12 protein-coding genes and 1 pseudogene are annotated in these 11,030 nt (G+C 35.2%); 11 read left to right on the top strand and 2 right to left on the bottom strand.

The features are described 5' to 3' along the window. Nucleotides 1-224 precede the first annotated feature (224 nt). From alaS to trxA, 7 genes are all read left to right on the top strand, one after another. Complete coding sequence (gene alaS, locus ACI6PB_RS09770) at nucleotides 225-2,861, top strand: alanine--tRNA ligase (RefSeq protein WP_404327367.1); 2,637 nt, start codon at nucleotides 225-227, stop codon at nucleotides 2,859-2,861. Nucleotides 2,862-2,923: 62 nt separating this feature from the next. Beyond that, nucleotides 2,924-3,181, top strand: coding sequence for an IreB family regulatory phosphoprotein (locus ACI6PB_RS09765; RefSeq protein WP_025084641.1), 258 nt, complete (start codon nucleotides 2,924-2,926; stop codon nucleotides 3,179-3,181). Beyond that, nucleotides 3,182-3,616 (top strand): Holliday junction resolvase RuvX, encoded by a 435-nt coding sequence (gene ruvX, locus ACI6PB_RS09760; RefSeq protein WP_404327366.1) that lies wholly within the window; start codon nucleotides 3,182-3,184, stop codon nucleotides 3,614-3,616. 9 nt (nucleotides 3,617-3,625) lie between these two features. Then, a complete protein-coding gene (locus tag ACI6PB_RS09755) occupies nucleotides 3,626-3,922 on the top strand; it encodes a DUF1292 domain-containing protein (protein WP_025084643.1) in 297 nt (98 codons plus the stop codon). 100 nt (nucleotides 3,923-4,022) lie between these two features. Then, nucleotides 4,023-4,565, top strand: coding sequence for a CvpA family protein (locus ACI6PB_RS09750; protein WP_025084644.1), 543 nt, complete (start codon nucleotides 4,023-4,025; stop codon nucleotides 4,563-4,565). A gap of 53 nt (nucleotides 4,566-4,618) precedes the next feature. Next, nucleotides 4,619-6,973, top strand: a complete 2,355-nt coding sequence (locus ACI6PB_RS09745) for an endonuclease MutS2 (protein ID WP_404327365.1) — start codon at nucleotides 4,619-4,621, stop codon at nucleotides 6,971-6,973. A 68-nt stretch (nucleotides 6,974-7,041) separates the two neighbouring features. Continuing rightward, the gene (gene trxA, locus ACI6PB_RS09740; RefSeq protein WP_025084645.1) at nucleotides 7,042-7,353 is read left to right on the top strand and encodes a thioredoxin; all 312 of its coding nucleotides are present in this window, start codon (nucleotides 7,042-7,044) and stop codon (nucleotides 7,351-7,353) included. Between the two features lie 64 nt (nucleotides 7,354-7,417). On the opposite strand, the gene ACI6PB_RS09735 is transcribed toward trxA, so the two are convergent. Beyond that, the gene (locus ACI6PB_RS09735) at nucleotides 7,418-7,885 is read right to left on the bottom strand and encodes a DUF2507 domain-containing protein (protein ID WP_054642560.1); all 468 of its coding nucleotides are present in this window, start codon (nucleotides 7,883-7,885) and stop codon (nucleotides 7,418-7,420) included. 132 nt (nucleotides 7,886-8,017) lie between these two features. Here ACI6PB_RS09735 and murI point away from each other — a divergent pair, with 132 nt between their 5' ends. The 4 genes and pseudogenes from murI (at nucleotide 8,018) to ACI6PB_RS09715 (ending at nucleotide 10,195) form a co-directional block, all read left to right on the top strand. Further along, the gene (murI, locus tag ACI6PB_RS09730; RefSeq protein ID WP_025084646.1) at nucleotides 8,018-8,845 is read left to right on the top strand and encodes a glutamate racemase; all 828 of its coding nucleotides are present in this window, start codon (nucleotides 8,018-8,020) and stop codon (nucleotides 8,843-8,845) included. After that, nucleotides 8,808-9,419, top strand: a pseudogene (locus tag ACI6PB_RS09725) (XTP/dITP diphosphatase); the annotation flags it as partial. The gene murI and the pseudogene ACI6PB_RS09725, both read left to right, overlap by 38 nt. 66 nt (nucleotides 9,420-9,485) lie before the next feature. Further along, on the top strand, nucleotides 9,486-9,896 hold the full coding sequence (locus ACI6PB_RS09720) for a DUF948 domain-containing protein (protein ID WP_025084648.1): 411 nt from the start codon (nucleotides 9,486-9,488) through the stop codon (nucleotides 9,894-9,896). A gap of 2 nt (nucleotides 9,897-9,898) precedes the next feature. Next, nucleotides 9,899-10,195: a hypothetical protein gene (locus ACI6PB_RS09715; RefSeq protein ID WP_025084649.1), complete on the top strand. Its 297-nt coding sequence runs from the start codon at nucleotides 9,899-9,901 to the stop codon at nucleotides 10,193-10,195. A 73-nt stretch (nucleotides 10,196-10,268) separates the two neighbouring features. Here the strand turns inward: ACI6PB_RS09715 and ACI6PB_RS09710 are convergent, their stop codons facing one another. Further along, nucleotides 10,269-11,030 (bottom strand): ChbG/HpnK family deacetylase, encoded by a 762-nt coding sequence (locus ACI6PB_RS09710; protein ID WP_404327364.1) that lies wholly within the window; start codon nucleotides 11,028-11,030, stop codon nucleotides 10,269-10,271.

Raw genomic sequence — 11,030 nt, 5'->3', positions numbered from 1 at the left:
CAATTTTTCAGTTGGTGGTTAATATTTTCTTTGGATATATCTTGTATTAAATACTTTCAGAGAAGGCCAGTTGGTGTGAAGGCCTATGTATTTAATGTAAAGATGCTGCCAATTTAAATTGTATATAAAATATTGAGAGGCTAACGAAATCGTTGCAAACAAGGTGGTACCGCGCATGGGCGTCCTTGGACTTGCAACGATTTTTCGTTTTTTGGGGAGATAAAATGAAAAACTTATCAAGTGCTGAAATAAGAAGGATGTTTTTAGACTTTTTCCAAACAAAAGGTCACATGATTGAACCTAGTGCATCATTGATTCCACATGATGATCCAACTTTGTTATGGATCAACTCTGGTGTTGCTACTTTGAAAAAGTATTTTGATGGAACAGTTGTCCCACAAAATCCTCGTATCACCAATGCTCAAAAATGTATCAGAACTAATGATATTGAAAATGTTGGACGTACAGCTCGTCACCAAACTTTCTTTGAAATGCTTGGTAATTTTTCAGTTGGTGATTACTTCAAAAAAGAAGTTATTCCTTGGGCTTTTGAATTTTTAACAAGTCCTGATTGGATTGGTATGGATAAAGATAATCTCTATATCACAACTTATCCTAAGGATACTGAAACACAAAAACTTTGGGCTGAAGCAGGAATTGCTCAAGATCATATTCTTAAGAATGAAGACAACTTCTGGGATATCGGTGAAGGTCCTTGTGGTCCTGATTCAGAGATTTTCTATGACCGTGGTCAAGAGTTCAATAACCTTTCTGAAGATGACCCTGAGAACTATCCTGGTGGCGAAAACGAACGTTACCTCGAAGTATGGAACATTGTTTTCTCAGAATTGAATCATTTACCAAATGGTCAATATGTAGAACAACCACATAAAAACATTGATACGGGTATGGGACTAGAACGTCTTGTATCTATTATTCAAGGAACAAAGACTAACTTTGAAACAGACCTATTCATGCCATTGATCAAAGATGTTGGTGAATTGAGTGGCAAGAAATACGGCGTAAATGATGAGGATGATATTTCATTCAAAATCATTGCCGACCATGCTAGAACTGTCTCATTTGCTGTTGGTGACGGTGCTCTTCCTTCAAATGAAGGTCGTGGTTATGTTATCAGAAGACTTATCAGACGTGCTGTTTTGAATGGTAAGAAGCTAGGCGTTAATGGACCATTCCTTTACAGATTGGTTCCAATCGTTGGTAAGATCATGGAAAGTTACTATCCAGAAGTTAGCCAACAACAAGACTTTATTGCTAAGACTATCCAACAAGAAGAGAAACGTTTCTCAGAAACTTTGGATGCTGGTCTAGCTCTATTAAACGGTGAAATTGCTGATTTGAAGAAGAAGAATCAAACAGTTATTGATGGTGCTTCTGCTTTCAAACTTTATGATACTTACGGTTTTCCTATGGAATTAACTCGTGAATATGCTAGTGATGAAGGACTAACAGTTGACGAAGATGGTTTCAAACAAAACATGGAAGAACAAAAACAACGTGCTCGTGATGCTCGTGGTAACTTACAATCTATGGGTATGCAAGATGAAACTTTGATGGAAATCAAGACACCTAGCGAATTCGTTGGTTATGATCATAACGAAACACAAAGTACTTTGAAAAACATTATTGTTAATGATAAAGAAGTTAAGAATGTTACCGAAGGTCAAGCACAATTGATCTTCGATACAACACCTTTCTATGCTGAAATGGGTGGACAAGTTGCAGATGTTGGTAATATTTACGATTTGAAGGGTAATCAAGTCGCTGAGGTTGTTGATGTTCAGCATGCACCAAATGGACAAAATATTCATTTAGTAAATGTAATGTCAGAAATTGATGCTGATGCAGAATACAAGTTGGAGATTGATGGTGCCTTCCGTGAAAAGGTTCGTCATAATCACACTGCTACTCACTTGTTGGACCAAGCCTTACGTGATGTTGTTAGTTCAAGAACACATCAAGCCGGATCTTTGGTTGAACCTGACTATCTACGATTTGATTTCAACAGCAATTCAGCATTAACACCTGAACAAATTAGTCAACTTGAAAAAATTGTTAATGAAAAAATTTGGGCAGCTATTCCTGTTAAAACAGAAGTATTGCCTATTGAAGAAGCTAAGAAGAAGAAGGGCGCTATTGCTCTATTCAGTGAAAAGTACGGTGATACCGTTCGTGTTGTTGAAATTGACGACTTTTCAACTGAGTTCTGTGGTGGTACACATGCTCGTAATACTTCAGAACTTGGTCTCTTCAAGATTACTTCTGAATCAGCTATTGGTTCAGGTACAAGAAGAATTGAAGCTGTAACTGGCGAAGAGGCTTTTGAATACTTAAATGATCAATTGCAAGCTTTGCAAGAGACAGCTAAGAATATGAGAGTAAATCAATTAAAAGATGTTCCAGCTCGTGCTAGTCAATTAGTCGATGAAATCAAGGAATTGAAGCGTGACAATCAAAACTTGAAGACTCAATTAACAAGTCAAAAGTCTGCTGAAGTCTTTGATAGTATTGAAGAAATTAATGGTTATAAAGTTATTTCTAATATCATCCCAACTGACATGGCTACATTGAGACAATTGGCTGATAAATGGAAGAATGATGAGAAGTCAGATATTCTTGTTTTGGGTGCCAGTGGTGACAATAAGGCTAGTTTAGTTGTAGCTGTAAATAAAGATTCACAAGCTAAAGGTATTAAAGCTGGCGATATCATTAAGAAGATCTCCAAAGAGATTCAAGGTGGCGGCGGTGGTCGTCCAGATATGGCACAAGCCGGTGGTAAAAATCCAGCTGGTTTAACAAATGCGTTACAATTAGCTAAAGATATTATTAAATCTTATTAAAGTGGGCTATAATTGAACTAAGCATTCTAGTCACTTAAATATTTGTTATATGGAGGTTTGCCATGAGTTCACTTGATAAAACAATGAGTTTTGACTTTAATGAAAACAAAGGCAAAGATGTCAAAGAGACACTTGAAAGTGTTTATCAATCACTAGAAGAAAAGGGATATAATCCAATCAATCAAATTGTTGGATATCTTCTTTCTGGTGATCCAGCATATATTCCAAGACATAATGATGCCCGTAATTTGATTTTGAAACATGAAAGAGACGAGATAATCGAAGAATTAGTTAAGAGTTATCTCAATCAAGGTAAGTAAATGCGATTATTAGGTTTAGACGTTGGTGCAAGAACTGTTGGTGTCTCAGCAAGCGATTTGTTAGGCTGGACAGCACAGGGTGTGGAAACTATTCATATGAATGAAAAAAAAGATGATTTTGGCTTAGATCGTTTAGGTGAGATCATTAAAGAAAAGCAGGCTACGGGGATTGTTCTCGGTTTGCCTAAAAATATGAATAATACTGAAGGACCCAGAGCGGAAAAATCTCGTGAATACGGTAAAATGGTTGAAGAACGTTTCGATATACCAGTCGATTTTATTGATGAACGTTTGACAACTGTGCAAGCTGAAAGAATGCTGATTGATGAAGCAAATGTTTCACGTCGTAAACGTAAGAAGGTAGTTGATAAAATTGCTGCCGAAATGATTTTACAAAATTACCTTGACGCCAAAGGTAAACTAACACGGAATTAGGTGATAAATATGAGTGAAAAACAACCACCAAAAGATTTAGATGAAGTTATTTTAAGTGATGAACAAGGTAATAAAGAAGTTTACAAGATTCTCTTTACTTTTGATTCAGATGATTATGGTAAATCATATGTCTTTCTATATCCTAAGGCTTCAGAGGATTCAGATGAAATTGAGATTCAAGCCTTTTCTTTCACACCAGACCAAAATGGTGATGTAGATGCAGGAGAATTGAATCCAATTGAAGATCCTGAAGAATGGGATATGGTTCAAGAGGTATTAAATACCTTCACAAGTGACGAAGAATAAGATAAAAATAACGATTGGCGTAAGCCAATCGTTTGGTATTTTTATCCTAAAGTATGATTCACAAATTCGCTTTTTAGCATGATTGATGTAAGGGGAAATAATGCTTAGTCTTTTACTTATTTTACTTTTGATTTATGGTTTTTATATTGGTGCTCGCCGTGGCCTTGCCATGGAGGCGTTTTATGCAGTTGGATATGGACTGTTCTTTTGTTTAGCATGGGTGACATATAAGGCCCTTGGTCCTAAATTTGAAATGATCGTACCATACCCTTCAGCTAGTTTGGGCAGTGAGTTTGCCTTTTTTACGACAAAAGTTGGTATGAAATTAGATGATGCATTTTATCGTGCCTTTGCTTTTATATTTGTTTGTTTCATTGGTTGGGTAATTATTCGTTTTGCTGGGCTTTATTTTAAACGTTTAACTTATTTTCCAATGTATAATGACGTCAATATATTAAGCGGTGGAATTATTGGTTTCGTTGTCACATATGTAACGATCTTTATGATCCTATTAATTTTGGCAATGATTCCAGTATCCGGAATTCAACATGCTTTGCAACATTCATTTGTAGCTTCGACGATGATTAAGAGTACACCAGGTTTAACGGCAATGCTAAGTAATCTGTGGATAGGAGCTATGTAAAACTTTAAGACTGAGACGTTTGTTTCAGTCTTATTTTATAACAGGAGAAGAGTATGAATAATAAGGCTTTGAAAGTATTAGAATTTGACAAAATCAAAGCTGAAATTGCCAAATACCTAATCACAACGCGTGGGAATACTCTCTTAAAAAAATTAATGCCGATGTCAGTCGAATCAATTGTTCAAAGATTGATCGATCAAACTAAAGATGGTGCTGACATTCTTCGTATTAAGGGAGAAATCCCTGTTAGAAAATTGGCTGATCTACATGATCAGGCCAACCGTTTGAAAAAAGACGGTAATTTAAATGGAACTGAATTGGCTCAAATAGGACAAGTACTTCAGAATACAACTGAATTAAAAGAGTTCTTTGCAGGTTTAAAGGATGACAGAATTGATTTACGTCAATTGTATGAATTGAATGATAAGTTGATTGATAATCCTGGTTTAACAAAGAGAATTTCTCGTTCATTAGATGATACTGGTCGAGTTTTGGATACAGCTTCTGATGATTTGAAGTATATTCGTGGACGTATTTCTCGTTTGAATGACCAAATTAGACAATCAATGGAACAATATACTCGTGGTAAAAATACTAAGTATTTAACCGAAGCAATTGTGACATTGCGTGATGATCGGTTTGTAATTCCAGTTAAAACTGAATATAAGGCTAAGTTTGGTGGTGTAGTCCATGACCAAAGTGCCAGTGGTCAAACGCTTTATATTGAACCTCAAGCCGTTGTTGGGCTAAATAATCAATTACATGAATCTCAGGTTTCTGAAAAGATGGAAGAAGTCCGTATTTTAAATGACTTGTCAGACTTAGTTCGCCCAGAAATTGATGAGATCGTCAAAAATAACGAAGTACTGGCTCAGTTTGATTTGATCAATGCTAAAGCTAAGTATGCACGTGAAATAAAGGCGACAGAGCCTTTAATTTCTAAGGACCATGTAGTTGAACTTTATAATGCAAAACACCCTCTAATCGATCCTGATAAGGTCGTGGCTAATGATATTAAAATGGGTGATGGCTATAAGACAATGTTGATCACTGGTCCTAATACTGGTGGTAAAACTATTACTATGAAAACTTTGGGCCTGATTCAATTGATGGCTCAGGCTGGATTGTTTATCCCAGCGCGTGAAGAAAGTGAAATTGCTGTTTTCGATGAAGTTTTTGTCGACATTGGTGATGAACAATCAATTGAACAGAACTTGAGTACTTTCTCATCTCATATGGATAATATTATTAATATCATCCATAAGGTGTCAGGACACAGTTTAGTTCTGATCGATGAACTTGGTGCCGGCACTGATCCCCAAGAGGGAGCTGCAATTGCGATTGCTATTCTAGAAAAATTGGCTCAATCACATTGCTTTATCATGGCAACAACTCACTATCCTGAATTGAAAGTCTTTGCTTACAATACGCCAGAGACAATCAATGCTAGTATGGAATTTGACGATGAGTCATTGAAACCTACATACAGATTGTTGATTGGCATTCCAGGTGCAAGTAATGCTTTTAATATTGCAGCTAGATTGGGCATGGATCGTAGTGTTGTCGATCGTGGTCAGTCATTGATGAGTGGTGAGAGTCAGGATTTGAATAACATGATTGCTGACTTAGAGAATCGTCGTAAAGAATTTGAACAGAAGAATGAGCAATTGCAGGTTCAATTATCTAAGAATAAAGATGTTCAAAAAGATTATGAACAAAAGAGTGACGCTCTGGATAAATCTAAAGCTTCTGAGATTCAAGCTGCTAAGGTTCGTGCTAATCAAATTGTTGCTAAAGCTAAAAAAGAATCCGAAAAGATTATTGATCATCTTCACGAAATGGAACGTAAGGGATCAATGGTCAAGGAAGATCAGATTATTTCGGCTAAGACTGGTTTGAAGAACTTACATCAGGATGAGACGATCAAGAAGAATAAGGTTTTACGTCGTAATAAACGTAAACAAATTTTGAAAGTTGGCGATGATGTTAAGGCTTTGCCATACGACCAAATTGGAACGATTGTTCGTAAGAATAAAGATAATGAATATGAAGTTCAATTAGGTATTTTGAAGATGAAGTTTGGTGCTGAAGATCTTGAGAAAGTTCAATCAGCCGAACCTGAACCCGAGAAAAACCCAACTATGGTCAGAAGAACAAGGAGCACAGGTCTATCAAGTAAGCTAGATTTACGTGGTGAACGTTATGAAGAGGCTATGTCAGATCTAGATCAATATATTGATGCTGCCTTGTTAGCCGGTTATAATCAAGTAACAATTGTCCATGGATTTGGTACTGGTGTTATCAGAAAAGGTGTTACGAATTACTTGCAACGTAATCCGCGAGTTAAGTCATTTGGCTACGCACCAGCTAGTTCAGGTGGTTCTGGTGCAACAATTGTTGATTTGTAATATAAGCAAAATATTTTCAAAAATTAGGTTATTAATGATAATATTTAACCAGTTAAGGAGTGATTATAATGGTTGATGAAGTAACAGACAAAGATTTTGAGGAAGAAACAAAAGATGGCGTTGTCCTAGTTGATTTCTGGGCAACATGGTGTGGCCCATGTCGTATGCAATCACCAGTTATTGAACAATTGTCTGAAGAAGATGATTCAGTTAAATTTTTAAAGATGGATGTAGATGCTAATCCTGATACGCCTAAATCATTTGGAATTATGGCTATCCCTACATTGCTTGTTAAAAAAGACGGCGAAGTAGTTGATAAGATAACTGGATTCCATAATAAGGCTCAACTAGCTAAGATTCTTGATGGCTATTCTGACTAATTCAAATAAATAGCAATAAAAAAAGCCCTAATTCATCTGAATTAGGGCTTTTTTGGTGTATACTTTAGTTTCGATCAATTTGTATTTTAATTGAAACGCTTTTGGCTTTGCTGTCGACAGTATATGTGCCTAGGCAATATGCTGCAATAGTTTTTTCGACAGTTTCAGCAATTATTCCAGTCTCTAATGAAAACTCTGGATCATCATTATTAGTATCAAAACGTTGAACAACTTCGGGACCGGTTAACGTATAAATGTAACTATGTTTAGTTTGCTTGGTAATTTCAAGTTTACCGAAGCCAGCTTTTTGAAATAGTTCAGGTAGGCTTTGCATGTCAAGAATCAATTGACGGCTAAGATTTTTACCTGCCCAATATAGTAGTTCGACGGTATCTTTATCGAGTAGATCGGGAAGGATAAAATCACGGAGTACCGAAACTGCAAAGTAATTTTCAGTTAACGTATTTTCACTTTTATCATCTTGGGTATCTGTTAACTTTGGTTTGTTGAGATCATTTGATTTTGCGGCCATTGCTTTAACTCCTTTTTTCAGACAATTCATTATATCATTAGAATAATTGCTTTTTAAGTCAATGTAAAAGATAGCACATAATTATTTTCATAAAATACAGATAATTCGCTTAAATGAAGGCAGGGGTAACATATGAGTGATAATAGACCAATTGGAGTGTTAGATTCTGGGTTAGGTGGATTGACAGTGGTAAAAGAAGTGATTCGTCAGTTACCTAACGAAGACGTTGTATTTATCGGTGATGAGGCTAGAATGCCTTATGGGGTCAAAACACATGACCAAATCATATCTTATACTCGTGAAATGGTACAGTATTTAATTAGTCAAAATGTAAAATTAATAATTTATGGTTGTAATACAGCAACTGCCAACGCATTACAAACTTTGCGTCAAGAGTTTACTGTTCCCATGATTGGAGTAATCAAACCAGGTTCTGAAGAAGCTTCTAAAGTAACTAAATCTGGTCATATTGGAATTATTGGAACTGAATCAACAATCAATTCAAAGAGCTATAACAAAACTATTCAAGAGATAAATCCTAAATTGACTTCTCTAGGTGTAGCAGCGCAAAAATTCGTTTCATTTGTTGAAAATGATCAAGCTGATACTAAAGAGACCAAAGATAATATTGAAGTAACTTTGAAACCCTTTAAAGATAACGACTATGATACTTTAATTTTGGGATGTACTCACTTTCCAATGTTAAAGAAACAAATTAATGATTATTTACCAGATACTAAGTTAATCGATCCAGCTGTAAGTACTGTTAAAGTGACAACCAAATATTTAACTGAAAATGATTTGTTGACCGATAGTAAGCAACGTACATTGAAATTATATGCAACTAGTGATATTGAAGAATTCTCTAGATTAGCTAAACGTTGGTTAAAAACGGATATTGATGAAATTAGCTTAGTAAATATCGGAGGAAACGATGAAAGAAATAATAATAGCAACTAAGAATCCTGGTAAGGCACGTGAGTTCAAGCGTGTTTTTGATGATGAACATTTTGAAATCAAGACTTTATTAGATTTTCCAGATTTTCCCGAAATTAGAGAAACTGGTAAAACTTTTGAAGAGAATGCTACTTTAAAGGCTCATGCCGTCATGGAACGTTTCAATCTACCTACGATTGCTGACGACTCTGGTTTACAAGTGGATGCTTTATATGGTCGTCCTGGTATCTATTCGGCCCGTTATGCTGGTGATCACAATGATGCCGCTAATAATGCTAAATTGTTGAGTGAATTAGGTGGAGTCCCTAAAGAAAAACGTACAGCCCATTTTGTTTCAACTTTAGTTTTTGCTAATCCTAAGAATGATAAAGATTTAGTCGTTGAAGGAAAAGTAGATGGAATTATTGGTGCTTTCCCAGAAGGTGACGACGGTTTTGGTTATGATCCGTTGTTTTATGTGCCGGGATTAGGAAAAACAATGGCTCAAATTACAGTCGATGAAAAGAATCAGATCAGTCATCGTGGACAAGCTATTAAAAAGTTAGAAAAACAGTGGCAAGATTGGATTATTTGGTAATTAATTGCCCTAAAATTGTTATAATGCTAGTATGAAAGTGCTATTAAAATACAGGAGGGTAATATTATGACTGGTGGACAAATTGCAGGATTGATTGCTGCAGTCGCATTTGTAGTGTTGGTTGTATATTTAGCCAGAACACTAGTACAAACTGCTAAATTGCTTCAAGAGTTACAAGAAACAATGAAGGAAACTACTAAGATGGTGGAGATTTTATCTAAGAATACAGATGAAATCATGGATCAAAGTACAAAGCTTGTTGATAAGACAAATACTTTGATGGATGACGTTAACAGTAAGTCTAGTAAGCTGAATCCACTTTTTGATACAGTGGAGAACTTAGGTAAGAAGAGTGCTGCTGCAACTTCAGAACATCATAATTCAGGTTTCAGTCTTCAAAACTTATTAACATTAGGCAATGTGGCTACAGTTCTTAAGACAGCCACCAAAGTATGGCCAAGAAAGAAGAATAATTAGTTATGAAAAATAATCATTTTATTGTTGGCTTATTTTTAGGCTGCGCATCAGGCTATTTAGCTTCTAAGTATTTAACTAGTGAATCAGGACAAAAGTTGATTGAAAACATTAAGACTATTCGTGGCGATTTCAATAATGGTGGCGTTGGTCTAAACACTAACAGTGATTTAGTAAATGCTTTTAATGACAAAACAGATGCCCTAAAAGATCATATGGCTTCAACTGTTGATAAGATTAAAGATGATGAAGATACATCAGACATCGTTTTTAATGAAGATGATCTTAACGACGAAGATTAATATATATTTAAAAATTTAAATTAAACATAAAAAAGAGGATTCAGACCATTTAGGTTTGAGTCCTCTTTTTGAATCACTTGATATCGGAATATTTAATTAATTGAATATTATTCGATATAATCCATTTTTTTACTTTGGGACTAGTGAGCATCTCTACATCCTCAGTTCTGGGAATAGTTACACTTGAATGATTGAGAATATACTTGTCCAAGTAACCTGGATGACAAACGACCATTGAAAAACCATCCTTATGCTCATCAAGAGATGCATTTTTCAACATGTCATAAGGATTAAAGCCTTCATTTAAAGTTTCCATATAAGGGTACATGATAGTATTTTTAAACGGAATTGTTTTAATATCTGGATCAAGTGAAAAATCTAAATAAGCTACGTCCTCTCTTTTTGCTACTCTTTTTAGTCCGATTTTAAAGTTTTTACTTTGGACCGCATGTCCTTCGAAATAAGAAGGTTTTTTTCCAGTAATTTCTATAAATCTATCATACTGGGCCTGTATTTCTAAAGTTACCTCTTCTAAGTTAACAATATCTTTTTTTGATTTCCTATAGTTTTTTGAGGGAATGAAGAATCCATTATTTGTGGTAATACTTTTAATCTTAGATGGATTGGATAAAGGAAAACCTGTACAAATGTTTACATGTAGTCCAAGACAAACATCAAAGTTCTTTATTAAATTAAAGGCTCTTTCGGCATCAGGCATATTTGTCATGATTCCTACATTATTAATTAATCCATTTTTTATTGTTTCATATATTCCATAATCCACAGCCTTTGAATATCCTAAATCATCTGCTCGAATAATTATTTTATTTGTCAT

The sequence above is a fragment of the Companilactobacillus paralimentarius genome (assembly GCF_963227125.1).
Taxonomy (GTDB): Bacteria; Bacillota; Bacilli; order Lactobacillales; family Lactobacillaceae; genus Companilactobacillus; species Companilactobacillus paralimentarius.
Note: the sequence above shows the minus strand (reverse complement) of the source record. Positions and strands in the feature narration are given on the sequence as shown.

Coding starts and splice junctions, on each gene's coding strand:
- alaS (WP_404327367.1), top strand. CDS start 225: ATGAAAAACTTATCAAGTGCTGAAATAAGAAGGATGTTTTTAGACTTT.
- ACI6PB_RS09765 (WP_025084641.1), top strand. CDS start 2,924: ATGAGTTCACTTGATAAAACAATGAGTTTTGACTTTAATGAAAACAAA.
- ruvX (WP_404327366.1), top strand. CDS start 3,182: ATGCGATTATTAGGTTTAGACGTTGGTGCAAGAACTGTTGGTGTCTCA.
- ACI6PB_RS09755 (WP_025084643.1), top strand. CDS start 3,626: ATGAGTGAAAAACAACCACCAAAAGATTTAGATGAAGTTATTTTAAGT.
- ACI6PB_RS09750 (WP_025084644.1), top strand. CDS start 4,023: ATGCTTAGTCTTTTACTTATTTTACTTTTGATTTATGGTTTTTATATT.
- ACI6PB_RS09745 (WP_404327365.1), top strand. CDS start 4,619: ATGAATAATAAGGCTTTGAAAGTATTAGAATTTGACAAAATCAAAGCT.
- trxA (WP_025084645.1), top strand. CDS start 7,042: ATGGTTGATGAAGTAACAGACAAAGATTTTGAGGAAGAAACAAAAGAT.
- ACI6PB_RS09735 (WP_054642560.1), bottom strand. CDS start 7,885: ATGGCCGCAAAATCAAATGATCTCAACAAACCAAAGTTAACAGATACC.
- murI (WP_025084646.1), top strand. CDS start 8,018: ATGAGTGATAATAGACCAATTGGAGTGTTAGATTCTGGGTTAGGTGGA.
- ACI6PB_RS09720 (WP_025084648.1), top strand. CDS start 9,486: ATGACTGGTGGACAAATTGCAGGATTGATTGCTGCAGTCGCATTTGTA.
- ACI6PB_RS09715 (WP_025084649.1), top strand. CDS start 9,899: ATGAAAAATAATCATTTTATTGTTGGCTTATTTTTAGGCTGCGCATCA.
- ACI6PB_RS09710 (WP_404327364.1), bottom strand. CDS start 11,030: ATGACAAATAAAATAATTATTCGAGCAGATGATTTAGGATATTCAAAG.